The 18,784-nt window shown below is 48.3% G+C and carries 17 protein-coding genes and 2 tRNA genes; 12 read left to right on the top strand and 7 right to left on the bottom strand.

Annotation, left to right across the window (positions count from 1 at the left end):
- Window positions 1-643 precede the first annotated feature (643 nt).
- Entirely contained in the window at window positions 644-1,669 is a 1,026-nt protein-coding gene (locus K334_RS0111620) for a helix-turn-helix transcriptional regulator (RefSeq protein WP_027445001.1), read from the top strand.
- A gap of 211 nt (window positions 1,670-1,880) precedes the next feature.
- Here K334_RS0111620 and K334_RS0111615 read toward each other — a convergent pair whose 3' ends face one another.
- Entirely contained in the window at window positions 1,881-4,040 is a 2,160-nt protein-coding gene (locus K334_RS0111615) for an elongation factor G2 (RefSeq protein ID WP_021589499.1), read from the bottom strand.
- A 209-nt stretch (window positions 4,041-4,249) separates the two neighbouring features.
- Between K334_RS0111615 and hemW the strand changes: the two genes are divergently transcribed.
- The 4 genes from hemW to K334_RS0111595 all read left to right on the top strand — a co-directional run bounded on the left by hemW (window position 4,250) and on the right by K334_RS0111595 (window position 6,678).
- Complete coding sequence (hemW, locus tag K334_RS0111610; protein WP_025881568.1) at window positions 4,250-5,401, top strand: radical SAM family heme chaperone HemW; 1,152 nt, start codon at window positions 4,250-4,252, stop codon at window positions 5,399-5,401.
- Window positions 5,402-5,479: 78 nt separating this feature from the next.
- Complete coding sequence (locus tag K334_RS0111605) at window positions 5,480-6,358, top strand: tRNA threonylcarbamoyladenosine dehydratase (protein WP_025881569.1); 879 nt, start codon at window positions 5,480-5,482, stop codon at window positions 6,356-6,358.
- A gap of 161 nt (window positions 6,359-6,519) precedes the next feature.
- Window positions 6,520-6,593: transfer RNA gene (locus K334_RS0111600), tRNA-Pro, on the top strand.
- Window positions 6,594-6,607: 14 nt separating this feature from the next.
- Window positions 6,608-6,678 (top strand) — tRNA-Cys (locus tag K334_RS0111595).
- A gap of 37 nt (window positions 6,679-6,715) precedes the next feature.
- Here K334_RS0111595 and K334_RS0111590 read toward each other — a convergent pair.
- The 5 genes from K334_RS0111590 to K334_RS0111570 are packed head-to-tail and all read right to left on the bottom strand — an operon-like array spanning window position 6,716 to window position 11,613.
- Entirely contained in the window at window positions 6,716-7,816 is a 1,101-nt protein-coding gene (locus tag K334_RS0111590; protein ID WP_036890396.1) for a lactonase family protein, read from the bottom strand.
- Window positions 7,817-7,820: 4 nt separating this feature from the next.
- Window positions 7,821-8,303 (bottom strand): cytidine deaminase, encoded by a 483-nt coding sequence (gene cdd, locus K334_RS0111585; RefSeq protein WP_021589495.1) that lies wholly within the window; start codon window positions 8,301-8,303, stop codon window positions 7,821-7,823.
- Window positions 8,304-8,313: 10 nt separating this feature from the next.
- Window positions 8,314-9,750 carry a hypothetical protein gene (locus K334_RS0111580; RefSeq protein WP_154655613.1) on the bottom strand — a complete coding sequence of 479 codons (1,437 nt, stop codon included), beginning with the start codon at window positions 9,748-9,750 and terminating at the stop codon, window positions 8,314-8,316.
- A 17-nt stretch (window positions 9,751-9,767) separates the two neighbouring features.
- Entirely contained in the window at window positions 9,768-10,955 is a 1,188-nt protein-coding gene (locus K334_RS0111575) for an MFS transporter (RefSeq protein ID WP_025881575.1), read from the bottom strand.
- 19 nt (window positions 10,956-10,974) lie between these two features.
- Complete coding sequence (locus K334_RS0111570; RefSeq protein ID WP_025881576.1) at window positions 10,975-11,613, bottom strand: HAD family hydrolase; 639 nt, start codon at window positions 11,611-11,613, stop codon at window positions 10,975-10,977.
- Window positions 11,614-11,716: 103 nt separating this feature from the next.
- On the opposite strand from K334_RS0111570, the gene K334_RS15470 reads away from it, so the two are divergent.
- The 5 genes from K334_RS15470 to K334_RS0111550 are packed head-to-tail and all read left to right on the top strand — an operon-like array spanning window position 11,717 to window position 14,191.
- On the top strand, window positions 11,717-11,839 hold the full coding sequence (locus tag K334_RS15470) for a DUF3298 domain-containing protein (protein WP_154655612.1): 123 nt from the start codon (window positions 11,717-11,719) through the stop codon (window positions 11,837-11,839).
- The gene (rsmG, locus tag K334_RS0111565) at window positions 11,823-12,440 is read left to right on the top strand and encodes a 16S rRNA (guanine(527)-N(7))-methyltransferase RsmG (protein ID WP_025881578.1); all 618 of its coding nucleotides are present in this window, start codon (window positions 11,823-11,825) and stop codon (window positions 12,438-12,440) included. Before K334_RS15470 ends, rsmG begins: the two co-directional genes overlap by 17 nt.
- A gap of 1 nt (window position 12,441) precedes the next feature.
- On the top strand, window positions 12,442-13,086 hold the full coding sequence (locus K334_RS0111560) for an MBL fold metallo-hydrolase (RefSeq protein ID WP_025881580.1): 645 nt from the start codon (window positions 12,442-12,444) through the stop codon (window positions 13,084-13,086).
- A gap of 28 nt (window positions 13,087-13,114) precedes the next feature.
- Window positions 13,115-13,681 carry a crossover junction endodeoxyribonuclease RuvC gene (gene ruvC, locus K334_RS0111555; RefSeq protein ID WP_021589497.1) on the top strand — a complete coding sequence of 189 codons (567 nt, stop codon included), beginning with the start codon at window positions 13,115-13,117 and terminating at the stop codon, window positions 13,679-13,681.
- Window positions 13,682-13,708: 27 nt separating this feature from the next.
- Window positions 13,709-14,191 carry a hypothetical protein gene (locus K334_RS0111550; protein ID WP_021589521.1) on the top strand — a complete coding sequence of 161 codons (483 nt, stop codon included), beginning with the start codon at window positions 13,709-13,711 and terminating at the stop codon, window positions 14,189-14,191.
- Window positions 14,192-14,283: 92 nt separating this feature from the next.
- Here K334_RS0111550 and galE read toward each other — a convergent pair whose 3' ends face one another.
- Window positions 14,284-15,321: a UDP-glucose 4-epimerase GalE gene (gene galE, locus K334_RS0111545; RefSeq protein WP_025881584.1), complete on the bottom strand. Its 1,038-nt coding sequence runs from the start codon at window positions 15,319-15,321 to the stop codon at window positions 14,284-14,286.
- A gap of 639 nt (window positions 15,322-15,960) precedes the next feature.
- On the opposite strand from galE, the gene K334_RS0111540 reads away from it, so the two are divergent.
- Both K334_RS0111540 and K334_RS0111535 read left to right on the top strand, forming a co-directional pair.
- The gene (locus K334_RS0111540; RefSeq protein ID WP_027445000.1) at window positions 15,961-17,196 is read left to right on the top strand and encodes a type IX secretion system plug protein; all 1,236 of its coding nucleotides are present in this window, start codon (window positions 15,961-15,963) and stop codon (window positions 17,194-17,196) included.
- Window positions 17,197-17,412: 216 nt separating this feature from the next.
- Complete coding sequence (locus K334_RS0111535) at window positions 17,413-18,747, top strand: NADP-specific glutamate dehydrogenase (protein ID WP_025881586.1); 1,335 nt, start codon at window positions 17,413-17,415, stop codon at window positions 18,745-18,747.
- Window positions 18,748-18,784 lie beyond the last annotated feature (37 nt).

Here is an 18,784-nt window from a genome sequence, read left to right as displayed (position 1 = left end):
GGAATTTTACAAATGTTTTGTTTTGACGTTTTCCTCGCTGCGGGATTTAACACATGTTATGTTTTGACGTCTTCCGAGCCACGATATTCCGTCTCCGCGAACGGCGTGAGCCGTAGGGGCGTGAGGAATCACGTGCCGCCGTTTGTCTTCGGACTCCTGACGTGGCGTGGGATTTCGCCGCCCGTCGTTTTTTTGATATGAATCATCGGAAAAACCGCATGGTGTTTTCCAATCATCGTCATTTTGCATTCCCGACGCAGGGGGCGTGATGAGCACTGCTTGGGTTTCCGGTTTGATGTGCCTTTTCATTTTCGTTTTACTGAATATTTAAAATTGAATTTAAAATATTTCTGTTTTCCGGTTGTCTCACGTCACATTCCTGTCTGCCGGGTTTCGCATGTCGGATGGTTCTTTTCCGAGCAATTCCACAAGAAACATTTGTGTGAAAACTGCAAAAAAGCTATACAAAAATAAGAAAAAGCGAGTTGTGATTTTCAAAATTTACAAGAGAAAGGCCATTTTAGATGTATCATTACACCCTAAAAGACTTAATTTCCCCCTAAAAACGCTTAATGAAAGCTTGGAAAAGAGCAAGTAAAAACGTATCTTTGCATCCATTATAAAAAAAATGAAAACGACAAGCATGAACACCCGTCATCTCACCGAAAAGACTTCGGCCTTTCTCTGGTCGCGCGCCGAGAACACCATCGCCCGGCATCGCGTCATCGTCTATTTGCTCCACTCCGTCCTCGTCGTTGCCGTCGTCTCGATGCAGTTCTTGGGCTTGGGCGGCTCGCACGACCCGCTGCCGCTTTCCATGAGCGGCATACATCTTGTGGTGTGCCTCCTTTCGCTGTCGCTCTATCTCGCGCGGCGGCTCACGCTTTCGCAGGCCTTTTCGCTCACGGCACTCGTGGCGCAGTGTACCATCGCCGTGCGCTTGTTTTATTTCTCCACCGTGCGTCCCGAGCATTTTCAGCAGCTCATCCTCATCAATCAAATAACGTCGCTGCTGGCGGTCTTCTTCCTTGTGATGAGCTTTGTACGGTTCACCCCCTTTGTCGTCTCCGCCATCAGTCTGGTCGACTACGGCTGTGTGGCGGCCTATCTTCACGAAGCTTCGCTTTGGCGCCTGTTCGGCTTCTTCCTGTCCGTGCAGCTTTTCCTCTGTGTGCTGGGCGAACTGCTGCGGCGCAACGTGATGAGCGTGTCGAAGGAGAATGCCGACCTGCGCTACCGTGAGACGGCGCTGATGCACGCCGTCAGGCTGAACAAAGGGGAGATAGAGGCCTATCTGCGCATGAGCAGCAACGACCACCCGTCGCCCGAGAACATCGACCGCCTGTTTTCCATGCTCAAGCCCGTTTCGCAGCGCAACCTCGTCAACGCCGTGCGCCTGCATCTGAAGAACCACTTGACGGACGACGGCGACCTCGCCCAACACTTCCCTTGCCTGACCAAATCGGAGACGGACGTCTGCCGCCTTGTCCTTGCGGGGAAGAAGCGCCGCGAAATCGGCCTGCTGCTCGGCAAGACGGAAAACAACGTCGACGTGACGCGCAACCATATCCGCAAGAAGCTCAACGTGCCCGCCGACCAAGACTTGCAGAAGTTTCTCACAAATTTATTGATAGAAAAGGGATATTTGGACAAGGGGGGAAAGGAATGAATGAAATGTCCCGAGATTCCTTCTGATCGTTACATAGCAGCGTGGAGTGCGGCCGCACCCCACGCTGAAATTAAATTGATTGTATGGACGGCAAACATGAAAGTAGGAGGTAAAACACCTGTGATTGGTGTTTACCTCCTACTCTATTTATGTGCGGAAAATGTTTGCCGAACAGTAATATCTACAAATATAAGGAATTGACAAGCGTTCTTCAATCTTCATCCTTGCTCTCTGCTTCGTGCTCGGCAATGAGCTTCGTCTGAAGCTCATTGGGTACAAGCTCATAGCTGGCAAACTTGGTTGTAAAAGATGCACGACCACCAGTCAACGAGCTCAAACTGATGGAGTAATTGGCCAGCTCTTTCAGGGGAATCTTGGCTTGGAGCTTCTGGTAGCCGGCCTCGCTGTCCATGCCCATAATCAAAGCGCGCCGACCTTGGAGATCGCTCATCACATCACCCATGAAGTCGGAGGGAACAAACACTTCCAAATCGTAGATGGGCTCCAGAATCTTCGGGCCGGCAGCCTTGAACGCGTCGGCAAAAGCATGACGGGCCGCCAACATGAAGGAGAGTTCGTTGCTGTCTACGGGGTGCATCTTGCCATCGAAGACGATGACACGCACATCACGGGCGTAACTTCCCGTCAATGGGCCATGTTCCATGCAATCCATCACACCTTTCAGGATGGCCGGCATGAAGCGTGCATCGATAGCTCCACCAACAACAGAGTTGATGAAAACAAGCTTTCCGCCCCACTCCAAGTCGATTGCTTCCTTGCCTTTGATGTTCATCTTGAACTCCTGGCCGCCAAAGTTGTAGGCAACCGGATCGGGCATACCCTCGGCGTAAGGCTCTACGATGAGGTGGACTTCACCAAATTGGCCTGCACCACCACTTTGCTTCTTGTGGCGATATTCGGCCTTCGCGCCCTTGGTGATCGTCTCACGATAAGGAATCTTGGGTTCGCCAAACGTGACATGAAGCTTTTCGTTGTTCTCCAAGCGCCATTTCAGCGTGCGGAGATGAAATTCTCCCTGCCCATGAACAATGGTCTGACGCAGTTCCTTGGACTGTTCTATAACCCATGTAGGGTCTTCCTGACGCATCTTGAGGATGGCAGCCATCATCTTTTCGGTGTCTTGCACATTGTCGGCCTTGACGGAACGGCTGTATTTCGAGTTGGGATACTTGATGAAGTCGAAGCGCCATTCCACATCTTTCCCATTCAAAGTGTTGCCTGTCTTGACGTCTTTCAACTTCACGGTGCACCCTATGTCGCCAGCCATCAGCTGTTCGACAGCGATTCGGCTTGCACCGGCACTGGCATAAATCTGTCCCATCCGCTCACGACTTCCTCTGTCGGCGTTGAACAAATCGTCTCCAGGCTTGACACTGCCACTCATCACCTTGAAGTAGCTCACTTCTCCGATGTGCGGCTCCATACCCGTCTTGAAGAAGTAAAGGCTTTCCGGACCGGCTGCATCGACGGCAATCTCCTCGCCCCTCGTATTGTGCGGCTTGGGCATTTCGCTGACAAACGGCACCACGTTGCCCAGAAATTCCATCAACCGCTGCACGCCCATGTCCTTGCCTGCACATACGCAGAAGACGGGGAAGATGGAACGAGTCACCAATCCCTTGCGAATACCTTCTCGCATTTCATCCTCGGTCAGAGCCTCTGTCTCGAAGAACTTTTCCATCAGGCCTTCGTCGTTCTCGGCTGCCGCCTCGACCAATGCCTTATGAAGTGCCATGGCTTTGTCCATTTCCTCTGCGGGAATGTCTTCGCGCTTCGGCTCGCCACCGTCAGGCGACCATGTAAGTTTCTTCATAATCAGGACGTCGATGATGGAATTGAAGCCCGGCCCGGTGGAAACGGGATATTGCACCTGCACACATTTGGGGCCGTAAATATCCTGCATCGTCGATATGATGGTGTCGAAATCGCATTTTTCCGTGTCCAGCTGATTAATCAAGAAAATCACCGGCTTCTGCAGCTTCTCCGTATAACGGAAGTTGTTCTGCGTACCGACTTCTGGGCCATATTGCCCATTGATGACTATTACAGCCTGGTCGGTAACATTCATGGACGTTATAGCCCCACCTATAAAATCGTCACTGCCGGGGCAATCGATGATATTGAGTTTCTTGTTGTTCCACTCCACGTGAAAAACCGTGGGGAATACAGAGTAGCCATACTCCAGCTCTACGGGAAAATAGTCGCTGACCGTATTCTTGGCTTCAACACTTCCCCGACGCTTAATAATGCCAGCTTCAAATAACATACTTTCGGCAAGGGTGGTCTTGCCGCTGCCCGCACTGCCAAGTAAGGCAATGTTTTTAATCTCATTTGTTTGATAAACCCTCATATCAAAAGATTTAAAGTGTTAGTAATATTATGATTCATGGCTAAAGCTACCTGCTGATTGCATGCCCGGTAGCTGCTCGTGACGTCTAAGTTATACTTTTTAACGGCATATCCCAAAGAAATGAATTTAAAAAAAGCGATATTTAAAACATATTAGTATTTTTGCATGGTTTTTCTCCAACTCGCATCATTTATACCTTATATAATATAATGGCAGGACTTTATATTCACATACCTTTTTGCGCCAGCAGATGTATCTATTGCGCTTTTTATAGCACTACGTCTGTCGCTGTTGCGGAACAATACGTAGAAACGGTATGCAAGGAGATGCAACTCAGAGCGCACGAAATAGAGCGTGTCGACACCATTTACCTGGGGGGCGGGACGCCAAGTCTCCTTTCTGCCGACAGTCTTCACCTATTGTTCACAGAAATAGCGCGGACTTTCAAGATGGGAAACGACGTGGAAGTCACCATGGAATGCAATCCCGATGACATCACACCCGATTTTGCAAACACATTGAGAAGCCTTCCTGTCAATAGAATTTCGATGGGTGTACAGTCTTTTGACAATGCACGGTTGAAGTTTCTACATCGCAGACACAACAACGAACAGGTGTATTCGGCCGTTGAAAGATTGCATGAAGCAAAAATCGACAACATCAGCATTGACCTCATCTTTGGTTTCCCTGGCGAGACGCTGTCCGATTGGGAGAACGACATCGATGAAGCTCTTCGCTTGGATGTGCGGCACATCTCTTCGTATGGTCTGACATACGAAGAGAAGACGCCGCTAATCAAGTTGAAACAAAAAGGCCTTGTCAAAGAAATCGATGAAGAGACAAGCATTCGGATGTACCAGCTGCTCATCGACAAACTCGAAGAAGCAGGTTTTGAACACTACGAAATCAGCAATTTTGCAAAAATAGAACGGCAAAGGGATGGCAAACTCAAATCATACCATTCCCGCCACAATTCAGGCTATTGGAAAGGGATTCCTTACTTAGGATTGGGAGCGGCTGCGCACAGCTACGACGGGAGTAACAGAAAGTGGAACGTGGCCGATTTAAAACAATACATGGTCAATGTCAATCAGGGGACAATACCCTGTGAAAAGGAGAGCCTGAATACCGAAGCACGATACAACGACTGCATTACGACCGCCCTTAGAACAAAAGACGGAATAGACCTTGAATGGTTGCAAAACACATTTGGAAGAAATTACCTACAACATCTGATGAAGGAAAGCAAAACATATCTCGACGCAGGTCAGTTGGCTCTGACAAGCAATCGGCTGAGATTGACTCGAAAAGGAATCATGATAAGCGACATGATCATGAGCGACCTTATGTACATAGACTAATCCCCTTTCATCCTCACGAATCTTGGAAAAATATTGTATTTTTGTTCCATCAAACAGCCATAATATATATTAGAAGGTATGCAGAATAAATTTTCACGGACTCAAATGCTTCTTGGAAAACCAGCCATCGACACATTGAAAGGCTCACGTGTAGCCGTTTTCGGCATTGGAGGTGTTGGTGGATATGTCGTGGAGGTGCTGGCTCGCAGCGGAGTTGGAGAATTGGATTTATTTGACGACGACCTGGTCTGCGTCACAAATTTAAATCGCCAGCTGATCGCTCTTTTGTCTACTGTTGGCAAATACAAAGTAGACGTGGCAGCCGATCGCATACACGACATCAACGAGAAGTGTATCGTCCACAAACATCGCTTTTTTTATTTGCCACAAAATGCGGATGAAATCGACTTGTCGAAATATGATTATGTAGTTGACTGCGTTGATACCGTTTCGGCAAAACTGGAATTAATCAAACGTTGCCACGCACTTGGCATACCTTTGATGTCAAGCATGGGGGCGGCTAACAAACTCGATGCGGCAGCCTTCGAAATAGCGGACATCAACCAAACGGAAATGGATCCGTTAGCCAAAATCATCAGAAAGAAACTGCGCAAACTGAATATTCCAAGACTTAAAGTGGTTTACAGCAAAGAAGAGCCGTTGAAACCGATAGAAGACAATACTTCAGCCGGCTGCCATTGCATTCAACCGGACAGCGACATGAGAGCGGGGACGAAGCGTCGCAGCATTCCGGCCAGCAACGCATTCGTTCCTGCGGCAGCCGGATTGATATTGGGCGGCGAAGTAGTAATGGACCTCATCAAAAAGGCCAACACGATGAGAATCCTTCCGGAAGAAGCGGAAACTAATGGGTATGCCCACCTTGCTTCTGAAAAGGCCCTACGACAAGAACAAAGACACCGGGAACTGGAAGCAAAAGGCATGGAGATTGATTGAAAAAGACTTCTTGTATTTCAAGCCGCTTATGGTGAAAAATGCAGGCTGTCCGCCGCGCATGATTTAATATAAGAAGAAAAACAATACGAAAAATTTGGCCAATCAAAATAAATCCCATATCTTTGCACACGCAATTTAGGGAAGAGCTCTCTTAGAGCAAACGGGGTGTAGCGCAGCCCGGTAGCGCTCCTGGTTTGGGACCAGGCGGCCGCAGGTTCGAATCCTGTCGCCCCGACTTCGCATAATTTTGGTGTCTTAACCGAGCGGTTAGGTAACGGTCTGCAAAACCGTGTAGAGCGGTTCGACTCCGCTAGACACCTCAAAAAAAGGAACCATCATTGGTTCCTTTTTCTTTTCCTATCTTTTGGCAAACTGAATACAGACGGGATGCGGCAAGTTGATAAGCCTGCCCGTATCCTCCAACATCCCAGACCGCTTGTCGATGCGGAATATTTGTATCATGTCGCTGTCACGACATGCTGCCAACAAATAACGACCATTCGGTGTTATGTTGAAGTTTCGGGGATGAATGCCTGTCCGCTGATAGCCGACTTTTCGTAATTTTCCATTCGACAACACTTGAAATATAGACAGGCCGTCATTCTTCAAACGGTTGCTTGCATACAGGAAACGTCCGTCTGGAGTAAGATGAATGTCAGCTCCTCCGCGTGCAAACGCACTGTCAGACAAAACAGACTGAACCAGCTTCACACGTCCGGCATGATACTGAAAGACCGTTACTGCGCCCGACAGTTCACTCATCACATATACAAGCCGCCCATTGCGAGACGTAATGATATGCCTCGGTCCTGAATCAAGAGGCAGCCTACCGGCTACACCACGAGGTTTCAGGACATTGTCTGCGGTATCAAGCCTGAAAGCCAGAAGTTGGTCTGCGCTAAAATCAGAAGCCAATATATAGCCGTCGTTCATTTTCTTGACGCAATGAATATGCGCCTGACCTTGCCGTGACGAGTCGGGGCCGCCTACATGTCCTTCAAACCGAGTTTTCAGCTTGGACAAAGTGCCATCACGATTGATGACAAAGGTGCTCAACGAGCCGCCACTATAATTTGCAGTCAGCGCCATACGATTGGCAACTTCCACATAACAAGGGTCTTCTCCATCGGTGGCCACCGTGTTCAACAAACGCATCTGTCCCGTTTTCGCATTGAAGCCAACAGAATTTAAAGAGGCATTTTTATCCCCCAGCTCACTGACGGCGTAAAAGACTCTCGAATCTTTGCCAAAAGTCAAGTAAGACGGATTGACAAGAGCCAGTGAATCCAATAAGACATAAGTACCAGTTTCTTGATTGAAACGCAAGGAATATATGCCATGGCTGCCCGTGTCTGTATAGGTTCCGACGACAAGTGCCAACTCCTGAGATTCGTTCTCGGAATATCCCGTTCCCCAAGAACTACACAGCAATAATGCTGCAACAATGGACTTCAACATAAAATCATCCTTCCATATTCTTGCCAATAAACGAAAAAGGCAACATGTCCTTCACAGAACTTATCACATAGACTCCGTTCGTCCCGTAAAGATAGATTTTCAAGTCAACCCCATAACGGTCTTCCATTTCCATCATCACCTGGCGACAAGCTCCGCAAGGTGTTATCGGCTCCTTCAAAAAGCCATTCTGATTTCTTGCAGCAATGGCTATTTGCGTTATCGGATGCTCTGGAAACTGAGCCTGTGCGGCAAAAATGGCAGTACGTTCCGCACACAACCCCGAAGGATAGGCCGCATTTTCCTGGTTTGCCCCCTGCACAATACGTCCATCTTCCAATCGGATAGCTGCCCCCACATGGAAATGACTATACTTTGCGTAAGAGTGATTTGTCGCACGTTTCGCCTGCTCTACAAGTTCAATCTCGTCGGGAAGAAGTTCTTCAAGCTGGCAACAACGAAACTTGATTTCTATTTTCAAATTCTTCATATACAGAAAATTAATTGTCAAAAAACTCTACGGCTCCAGCCGCAGGACGGGCTCTTCTCTTTCGCCCATACACATCAACCTGCGGAGTAGACAAAGGATCAGCCACACCAATAGCTTTCGACAGCTTGTTCAAATTGAAACGATAGAAGAAGAGTTCTGTATTGATTCCGTCGAATTGTTTGATTCCAACGCCAATTGAATCATCTGCGTCTTCAAACACTACCTCTTGGAAATGTTGCAAATCCTCGGGCTCGGAAGGCTTGGCCAAACGTATCAGGCTATTTCTGAAATTGTAATTGAACGAGTATGGTTTGTTTGTCTTGTTGAAATCTATTTCAGAGTTGCCGTAGCCCGTAATGATAGAATTAGATGCTTGAAAATCAAGCGAACTGCCATTTGACAACAAAAGAGCCTTTCCCTGTCCCCCGCTGAAGGGGTAGAATTGTGCAGCGGTAACACCATTTAAGCTGATTGTCCCTCCATGAAATTCCATACAGCTCTTTGCAGAATTGGCAAAGACACAGTTTTCCATATCGATATTGGAATTTGATGCAAAAAGCCCATAGCCGTCATTATTATATACTTGGCATTGCCGGATCGAGAGTCGACGGCGATTGTTGTCTTGTGCAGAATCGCAATACAGCGCATCGTGAGCGGAATGAATGTCCACGTACTCCAGCATATTCTCATAGGACAATTCTCCAAAGCGAATGCCTTGCCACTGCCCGCTGATTCTGTCATAGGGGATTCCCTCGGCAATTTTGTCAAATCGGCTCCCTCTGAATACGACAAGTCTGTCGGGAGTTCCCTTACATATCAATCTCCCATCCACCTTCAAACATGCTCCCGATTCAAAATAAAACTTCGTTCCTGCATCAAGTGTCAAAGTCTTGTCCTTATGAACGACAATACTTTCTTTGACCAAATATGGAACATCACCCGCCAATACTGTATCTCTGTCAAGTGACAATGACTGAATCACTATTGCCTTCAATACATGAGCGCGAAGCACCACCGACTGCTTAAAGCCATTGGAAAAGCCAAATGTCAACAGGTCGGTCAGCGACGTCTCTAATGCCGAACTGACATTTTCGGGGGTGACTTCTACATAAATTCTCAAGCTGTCATTTCGTTTCAATTCGACATCATGCAACCGGCTTCCAATAAGAGGGCTCAAGAAGCGGCCATTTGCATTGACCCTAAACCCTTGCTGATTTCCGCCTACAAGATCTATATCGAATCTAAGATTCTCTTTAGAACGATTATAAACCCACATGGACTTAGTCGTAGACGGGGTACTTGTAAAAATCGTGTCAAGAGAGACCGTATCTTCAGAAAAGGCCAAACCGACATTTGTTTCTGAAGAGTAGCTGTCATCCACCATGCAAGAAGCCAAGCTTGAGACAGCAACAATACCAATCAAAAAGAGGAGCAACTTACGCAACATCAATATGAGAACGCAGATTATCTGTTTTTATTTTTCAGATACCATGTATGTGTATAAAATTGATAGATCAATAACGAAATGCCAGCAACGGCGACGGCAAACTCTTCTAAAAGTTCTTTCCCATGGGGCAACATGAAACATCCCAAAGCGACGCCTGCCACCAGCCCAGTCTCCCAACTCAGGAAAAATGAACTTTGGCTGGTTCCTCGCTGACAATGATTGCTTAATTTGATAAAGAACAATTGAAATCGCGCACCGACAATACCAACGCCAAGTCCCAGCAATGCGGGCTCTATGTAGGACAAGGCCTTGTCGTCATGATTCAACAACATGAGCGCCAAAGCCATGACAATGAGCAAATGCCCGGTGACGATTTCACTCTTGAGGTCGGCATTCAAAAACACAAACCTTGCGGAAACGACCGCCAGCAAACAACCGGCAAACAGCATCGCGAAGAACAAAGGAGTGAAGTTGCCCACAAGCAACAGGCCTATAGACAATAGAATCAATGCCTGGTTGCAAAACAAGACGATTCCACGAGGCAGAAAAAAACGATCAAGGCTTAATGAAGGAACATGATCTTCCGGTGCCTTGAATGGAAACCTGACGATGGACATCAGAAACAATGCTACAAACGCCAAAGCCATAGGAACGAGACCGCCCCAATTCTGCCGTTCGTATCTGATGACCAGCAAGGCGAAAAGCGGTCCCAACGGGAGTGCAAACCTTGTAAACCATCCCGATACATAATTTGCCTCCGTTCGTCGGAAAGACTCACAGACGTCTATCACAAGGGTCGAAGCAATCACCATGAGCGACAAGCCAAAGAATGCACCCAGCAAGAAGCTCAAACAAACAAACAGGATGAAGAACGATTGTTGGGGGATATTCAAATTGTTGTTTTCCAAGAACCACATCACTCCCAATACGGACATGGTTCCGACGACACCTCTGATGCAAACAAGATTGCGCCTGTAGGTCTGAACCCAAAACGAGCATTTTGCTCCCAAGGCATATAACCCTACCCCATACGCAACCACTACTGCCGCAATTTGCCACGTCAAAAAGCCTTTTTGAACAAGCACAATGGGGATTAGAGACAAGCGCATGTACACGGCAGAAGTCAAACAAAAGCATGCCAAGGCTATCATCCAAAAGGCCGAATGCCAAAGTTTTGCGTGGACAGGGGTGTTTTGCGTATCCAAAAGAATCTTAATTATGCAGTTATAAAACCAATTTGAGCATATCCTCAAACTCCAATCCCCTATAACAGGGTATCACCAAATCAGCCAAAGGAGCCACAACGTCTATGGGATTGGTTGTCGACAAGCCAACCACCGTCATGCCCGCGGCTCTTACGGCCTTGAGGCCGTTGACGCTATCTTCGAATCCGACACATTCCTCAGGGGAACAATTGAAGTAGTCTGCCCCCAACAGATAGCATTGTGGATGTGGCTTGCTTTCCGTGACATCCTCACTCGTGAATATCCGATCGAATAAAGCCTTGAATGTAGGGTGCTGTCGATACACCTGCTCCATCTTTACGCTGTTGCTGCTTGTGACCACAGCCGTCTTCATGCCCTTTGCACGAATCCTTTCCACAAAGGGAACGAATCCGTCAATATACTCATAACGCATCGACTTTTCAAGTTGATTCAGTTTATCTACCACAGAAAGTCTGGCGTTTTCCTTATCCTGAAAATACGCTTCAAAAATCTGATTGAGCGTCTGCCCTTTGATTTTGTTTTCTATTCCAGGGACTTCCGGCAAATATTCTGCTCCTATCTCTTTCCAAAACGTTGAATATTGAGATTCGGTATTGAATATAACCCCATCCAAATCAAAAAGAAAAACTTTTTTCATGAACTATCCAAATTTTGTGCAAAAATACAAAAAGTTTATATATACAAAGATAGATATGATATAAAATGATGTAATTTTGCGAGATAAATAAACATGATGTCAGTTGTCAAAATTCATCCTTCACAACCATATAACCATCATATTCAATCAAGATGAAATAGCCCCGCACGGAGCGGGAGCCGTCAAGATTGACATCAAAAGATACACGCATGGAACTGATTCATAAATACTTTCAGAAGCTCACAGACCTGCAACGCTCTCAATTCGAAGCTCTGGAGCCGCTTTACAAGGATTGGAACGCAAAGATCAACGTCATTTCACGCAAAGACATTGACAACATCTATGAGCACCACGTACTCCACTCGCTGGCCATCGCGAAGGAATTTCATTTCGTAGATGGTAGCCGCCTGTTGGATTTCGGCTGCGGTGGTGGTTTCCCAGGGATTCCGCTCGCCATCATGTTCCCCAAATGTCATTTCAAACTGATTGACGGTACGGGGAAAAAAGTGATGGTGGCACGTGAAATCGCGCAATCCATCGGCCTGGAGAATGTAGAAGCCGCCCATCTGCGCGGTGAAGAAGAAAAGGGGAAGTACGACTTCATTGTCAGTAGAGCTGTCATGCCCTTGTCCGACATGGTCAAGATTGTACGCAAGAACATCAGTCCAAAGATGACAAACGCCCGTCCCAATGGGATGATAAGCCTGAAAGGCGGGCAGCTTGCCGGTGAAATCAAACCGCTCGGCAAACATGTCGAGACCATCTCCATCAGCAAGTATTTCGAAGAGGATTGGTTTAAAGAAAAATATATAGTTTATTCTTATTGACATGATAACGGTAAAAACATTTGTTTGCAACATGCTCCAAGAGAATTGCTACGTCGTCAGTGACGAAACGGGGTGTGCGGCCATCATCGACTGTGGGGCTTTCCATCCCGAAGAGAGGCAGGCGGTCGTCAACTATATCAAGGACAACGACCTGCATCCCCTCTACCTCTTGGCAACTCACGGACATCTTGACCACAACTTCGGCAACAATACTGTTTTTGAACAGTTCGGTCTGCGTCCCTGTGTTTCGGCCAAAGACGGCCATCTGATGGAGACTTTAAAGCGCCAGGCCCACAAGTTCTACAACATGGAAATCCCTTACGACTTTCCACAAGTTCAACGACATCTGGAGAATTACGAGACTCTGAAGTTGGGAAATCATGAAATCCAAGTCATTGAAACACCTGGCCACTCCAAGGGGAGCGTATGCTATTACATAGCGTCCGAGCATTTGCTTTTCAGCGGCGACACGTTGTTCCGCCACAGCATTGGCAGAACGGATTTTGCGGAAGGAAGCATGTTTATGATCATCAACAGTCTCCGTCAACTGGCCCAACTTCCCGACAATGTAAAGGTTCTTCCCGGACATGGCGGCGAAACCACTATCGGTGAAGAATTGGCTCACAATCCATACATGGGCCGCTAACACCTTCATATAATACGGCAAGAATACATTGGATAAAACAGAAAAAATCATATTGGGAATCGACCCCGGGACCAATGTCATGGGGTATGGTGTCCTAAAAACAGCCGGAAATACTGCACAGATGGTTGTCATGGGCATAATCGACTTGCGTAAAATCAAAGATCCCTATCTGAGATTAGGCAAGATTTTCGACCGTGTGACAAGTATCATCGACGAATATTTACCGGACGAGATGGCCATCGAGGCGCCATTCTTCGGCAAGAACGTGCAGTCCATGCTCAAGTTGGGACGTGCCCAAGGGGTTGCCATCGCGGCCGCCATCCATCACGATGTTCCCATCCACGAATACGCACCTCTCAAAATAAAGATGGCGATAACGGGACAGGGACAGGCCACTAAAGAACAAGTCTCGGGCATGCTGCAGAGATTGCTGAAACTCGACCGTTCGGAAATGCCCAAGTTCATGGATGCCACGGATGCGCTTGGCGCAGCCTACTGCCATTTCATGCAGATGAAAAATCCGGAAATAGAAGGCAGACATTACCGCAGTTGGAAAGACTTCGTCACGAAAAATCCCGGCAGATCGGGCTTATGATTAAAACTTACAATTAAATATAAAGAGATGAAACAGACTTTTATCACACTTTTACTGCTCTGTCTTTCCTATGCGGAGAGCAAAGCCCAAGATGTCTACAATGAAATATTAAAGACATCGACCGCGGTGGCCAACGACACAAGCAAAGACTTGGAAGTCCGTAAAATAGCGACTTTCAAGGTGGATGCGCTGAAATACATGCTGATGAAAACCAATGAACTCATGCCCGACAGCAGCATGCACATGGTGGACGTGCAGGCCTACGCCATGTATGCGTTTGTAAACAGCTTTCTCGAATCGCTGGCCCAGACCAAGAAGAAAAAGGACAAGGATTTCATCATGATGGTCTACAAAGAGGCTACAATACATTGCCCGCGATTCAACGACATGGACAAGGACCTTATCCTGTCTTATTACAACAACGACAACTTCCTCACCCAGTTCTCCCTCGACTGCGATTGGGAGAAGGCGCAGCAAGAGGTTGACAACGTAAAGCAAGCGGCGCAATGAACGGCTCCATACTCATAGGATAAAACAAAATCGGTTTTTATCACCTTTTGCTGGGATAAAAACCGATTTTCATTCATGCCGCGTCTTCGGCTTTACATCACTCCGTCTTCACGAAGCTTCTTCTGCCATTTCCAGGCACTGGCAAGCACGTCGCCCAGAGGCGTGTCGGCCTTCCATCCCAACACCTTGTTGGCCTTTGTGCAGTCGCCCCAGATTTTTTCAATGTCTCCTTCGCGACGCGGCCCGTACTTCCAATTGAGTTTCACGCCGGTGGCCGCTTCGAACGTTTCGATGATTTCCTTGGTCGAGTTCCCCCTGCCCGTTCCAATGTTGAAGTAATCCAGACTTTCGGAATCTTTTTCCAACACGCGTGCCATGGCAGCCACATGCGCCTTGGCCAAATCCACCACATAGATGTAGTCGCGGATACATGTCCCGTCGGGAGTGTCGTAATCATTTCCAAAGACGGTCAGCTCCTTGCGAATGCCCATCGCCGTTTGTGTGACGAACGGAATCAGATTGTTGGGCACCCCGTTTGGAAGCTCTCCTATCAATGCCGACGGGTGGGCGCCTATCGGGTTGAAATAGCGCAAGATGACACTCTTGATGGGGGCGTTGCTGTGGATATAATCAAAGATGATCTGCTCGTTGATTTCCTTCGTGTTGCCATAGGGCGACACGGCCTTCTGGTGGGGCGCATCCTCCGTCACGGGCAGATTCTCGGGCTTGGGCTGCCCATAGACGGTGCAGCTCGACGAGAAGATGAGGCCTCCCACCTGATATTTGGGCATGAGCTCCAGCAGATTCACCAAAGAAACGACATTGTTTCGATAATAAAGAAGCGGCTTCTCGACGCTCTCCCCTACAGCTTTCGAAGCCGCAAAATGGATGATACCGGATATCTCCGGATATTTCTTGAAAACATTTTCGGTGGCCTGGCAGTCCTTCAAATCCACTTTCTCGAACGCAGGCCTGACTCCTGTGATTTTTTCTATCCCATCCAGCACTTCTATCTTCGAATTGCTCAGATTGTCGACAATGACCACTTGATAACCGGCCTCAATAAGTTCTACGGTGGTATGGCTGCCGATAAAGCCGGTGCCACCTGTCACTAATATAGTCTCTTTCATATATCTTGAAAAATTAACATGTTTTCTATCGCCAAATCGACCCAGATTGCCTCATGAATCAATAGATTGAACAAAGTTATTGATAATATTCCGTATTTTCAACACTTGACACAAACTTTTTAGGGAATAAACGTTCAACAAATGCTCCAATGCTTCTACGACAGTCTTTCCCGCCACCTGTTCCGGCTTGCATCTTCACGCCACTACGGCTCACGCCATACGCAAAATTGAAAAACCGCAGCACGGAAAACGTCAAAACATAACATGTGTTAAATCCCGCAGTGAGGAAAACGTCAAAACAAAACATTTGTAAAATTCCAAGGCCGGGAAAACGTCAAAACAAAACATTTGTAAAATTTCGAGGCCGGGGAAACGTCAAAACAAACGGTGGGAGACTTTCCGAGGCTCGGGAAACGCCAAAACAAACGGTGGGAGACTTTCCGAGGCCGGGGAAACGCCAAAACAAACGGCGGGACGGAAAAACGAAGACAGTCTTTGACCATTCAATCACATGAAAAGCAATCTGTCATGGCGAATGCAAGGTCGATTGGTCTTGGAACCACTGGATCCGGCATCTCCAAAATAAAAAAAAAGCAGCAAACTCGACTGCTTTTGAAGGAATTGGGCTAAATTTGCCTTATGACAAGAATTTTATCATGCCTCATGGCAATGCTCGTATCGGTCTGTTTGCATGCCCAACAGACCTGTATCCATCAAGAAGACATCGCTTCCGTCACGGTCGTTGCCGGCAACGACTGGCGGTCGTTGCCCATCATCAGGCTTGACGGGGGCCAGTCCGTCGACTTCGGATTCGACCGGTTCGGACACGATTTCCAACGCTATCAGTATAAGGTCGAACACTGTGAAGCGGACTGGAGCGTGTCGACAGGCCTCTTCCCCACGGATGTCGGAGACGGTTTTCTTGCAGACCTCGACATCACCGATGTCGAAAAATCCGTCAACACCAATGTGCTGTACACCCACTACGCGTTCAGCCTGCCCAATCCCCAGCTCCGTTTCAAGCTCGGCGGCAACTATAAAGTGACGGTCTACGAGGCCGGCTCGCCCGACCGGATCGCACTTGTCTGCTATTTCATGATTGTAAATCCCAGGGTGAAGGCGTCGCTGACGGTCAGCTCCAACACGGACATCGACATCAACCGTTCGCACCAGCAGGTGGCATTCTCGATTGATTACGCCTCCTTGCCGGTTTCCGACCCGCAGAGGCAGTTCAAAACCATCCTCTTGCAAAACCAAAGATGGGACAACGCCGTGATGAACGCACGCCCTGCGGCGTCCGGCGCCCACATGCTGCTATGGGAACATTGCCCTGAACTGATTTTCGATGGAGGGAATGAATACCGAAAGTTTGAAATCCTCGACACCGACCATCCCACCATGGGTGTCAAGGAAATCGGCTGGAACGGCGACATGGTCACGGCCGACCTCTGGACGGACGAGCCTCGGCCCAACTATGTCTTTGACGTAAGCGGCAATGGAGCATTCCTCATCCGCAACAGCGACAACCACGATGTCCATACCACGGCAGACTACGTCGATGTCAATTTCAGTCTGAAGTCGCCCTTCCAGAAAAATCCCATCTATATAAATGCCAACTTCACCCATGGGCACTTCTCCCCACCCTACCAAATGGAATACGACGCCGCGGACCGACTCTACCATGCCACCCTCCGCCTCAAACAAGGCTACTACTCCTATCAGTACGTGGAAGAGGACGAAAACGGCAGAATGAAACCATTGCCATCGGAAGGCAACTTCCATCAAACGGCCAACCGGTATCAGCTGCTCGTGTACTATCGTGGGCTTGGCGGTCGGACGGACGAGTTGGTCGGCTACGCCGCAAGCCAACGTTAGGATGCGCTTATATAATAATGTAGGCGAATGTCAAAACGTTTGTATTTTATGAAATTAACGACAAAATATCACAAACAAACGCGATAATCAAAACATTTTGTCTCATAACCCAACATTTTACTATAACTTTGCAACGAGAGACTGACAAGAGGCGGCCGATTTGTGTGCGACAACAGCATTGGCGGGCCTATAGAAGATTACAAAATTATAGAATTTATGAGAGCAGTGGATGTTGTAGAGAATCTGAAGCAACGATTCCCCAATGAGCCTGAGTACATTCAGGCAGTGAGTCAAGTACTGAGTACGATTGAAGATGAGTATAACAAGCACCCGGAATTTGAGAAAGCCAATCTCATCGAACGGCTGTGCATCCCCGACCGGTTGGTGGAATTTCGCGTGACATGGGTCGATGACAAAGGAAACGTACAAACCAATATGGGCTACAGAGTTCAGCACAACAACGCCATTGGCCCCTACAAGGGGGGATTGCGCTACCATCAATCCGTCAACTTGTCCATTCTCAAGTTCCTTGCCTTTGAGCAAACATTCAAGAACTCGCTGACGACGCTGCCGATGGGCGGGGCCAAGGGCGGGTCTGACTTTTCTCCACGCGGCAAGAGCAACGCCGAAGTCATGCGCTTCTGCCAGGCTTTCATGACCGAGCTCTATCGCCACATCGGCCCCGACGAGGACGTTCCGGCCGGCGACATCGGTGTGGGTGGCCGCGAGGTGGGCTTCATGTTCGGCATGTACAAGAAACTGACGCATCAGTTCCAAGGCATTCTCACCGGCAAGGGGCAGGAATTTGGCGGTTCACGCATTCGTCCCGAAGCAACCGGTTATGGCAATGTCTACTTCCTACAGAACATGCTGCGGACGAGAAACATTGACCTTGCGGGCAAGACGGTGTTGGTCTCGGGCGCAGGAAACGTTGCCCAATATACGATAGAGAAACTCATTGAACTTGGTGCCAAACCCGTCACCTGTTCCGACTCGGACGGCTATATCTACGACCCGGACGGCATAGACTCCGAAAAGCTGGCCTACATCATGGAACTCAAGAACATTGAACGCGGCCGCATCAAGGAATATGCCGAGAAATACGGCGTAAAATACGTGGAAGGGGCCAAGCCGTGGTTTGAGAAGGCCGACATAGCCACACCTTGTGCCACACAAAACGAAATCAACGAAGAAGCCGCCCGCGCCCTCGTCGCCAATGGTGTCATTGCAGTGAGCGAGGGGGCAAACATGCCGACGGTGCCGGAAGCCATCAAGGTGTTCCAGGACGCGAAGCTTCTCTATTGCCCGGGAAAGGCTTCCAATGCAGGCGGTGTGGCGGTGTCCGGACTCGAAATGACGCAGAACTCCGAACGGCTGCGCTGGAGCCGCGAGGAGGTCGACGCCAAGCTTCACGACATCATGGACGACATCCATGCCAACTGCGTGAAATACGGCACGCAGCCCGACGGCTACATCAACTATGTGAAAGGAGCGAACGTAGCCGGCTTCCTCAAAGTAGCCAAGGCGATGATGGCCCAAGGCATTGTATAAACAGCATTAAACCGGCTGTTCAAAAATAGATGCGAAC

Origin of the sequence: Segatella baroniae DSM 16972 = JCM 13447, assembly GCF_000426585.1 — a bacterium.
GTDB lineage: Bacteria > Bacteroidota > Bacteroidia > Bacteroidales > Bacteroidaceae > Prevotella > Prevotella baroniae.
Note: the sequence above shows the minus strand (reverse complement) of the source record. Positions and strands in the feature narration are given on the sequence as shown.

What these genes read in the sequence shown, in the direction of transcription:
- rsmG (WP_025881578.1), top strand. Translation starts at nt 11,823, where the DNA reads ATGGAACTGATTCATAAATACTTTCAGAAGCTCACAGACCTGCAACGC.
- hemW (WP_025881568.1), top strand. Translation starts at nt 4,250, where the DNA reads ATGGCAGGACTTTATATTCACATACCTTTTTGCGCCAGCAGATGTATC.
- K334_RS0111550 (WP_021589521.1), top strand. Translation starts at nt 13,709, where the DNA reads ATGAAACAGACTTTTATCACACTTTTACTGCTCTGTCTTTCCTATGCG.
- K334_RS0111540 (WP_027445000.1), top strand. Translation starts at nt 15,961, where the DNA reads ATGACAAGAATTTTATCATGCCTCATGGCAATGCTCGTATCGGTCTGT.
- K334_RS0111590 (WP_036890396.1), bottom strand. Translation starts at nt 7,816, where the DNA reads ATGTTGAAGTCCATTGTTGCAGCATTATTGCTGTGTAGTTCTTGGGGA.
- K334_RS0111605 (WP_025881569.1), top strand. Translation starts at nt 5,480, where the DNA reads ATGCAGAATAAATTTTCACGGACTCAAATGCTTCTTGGAAAACCAGCC.
- K334_RS0111620 (WP_027445001.1), top strand. Translation starts at nt 644, where the DNA reads ATGAACACCCGTCATCTCACCGAAAAGACTTCGGCCTTTCTCTGGTCG.
- K334_RS0111570 (WP_025881576.1), bottom strand. Translation starts at nt 11,613, where the DNA reads ATGAAAAAAGTTTTTCTTTTTGATTTGGATGGGGTTATATTCAATACC.
- K334_RS0111615 (WP_021589499.1), bottom strand. Translation starts at nt 4,040, where the DNA reads ATGAGGGTTTATCAAACAAATGAGATTAAAAACATTGCCTTACTTGGC.
- K334_RS0111560 (WP_025881580.1), top strand. Translation starts at nt 12,442, where the DNA reads ATGATAACGGTAAAAACATTTGTTTGCAACATGCTCCAAGAGAATTGC.
- K334_RS0111535 (WP_025881586.1), top strand. Translation starts at nt 17,413, where the DNA reads ATGAGAGCAGTGGATGTTGTAGAGAATCTGAAGCAACGATTCCCCAAT.
- galE (WP_025881584.1), bottom strand. Translation starts at nt 15,321, where the DNA reads ATGAAAGAGACTATATTAGTGACAGGTGGCACCGGCTTTATCGGCAGC.
- cdd (WP_021589495.1), bottom strand. Translation starts at nt 8,303, where the DNA reads ATGAAGAATTTGAAAATAGAAATCAAGTTTCGTTGTTGCCAGCTTGAA.
- K334_RS0111580 (WP_154655613.1), bottom strand. Translation starts at nt 9,750, where the DNA reads ATGTTGCGTAAGTTGCTCCTCTTTTTGATTGGTATTGTTGCTGTCTCA.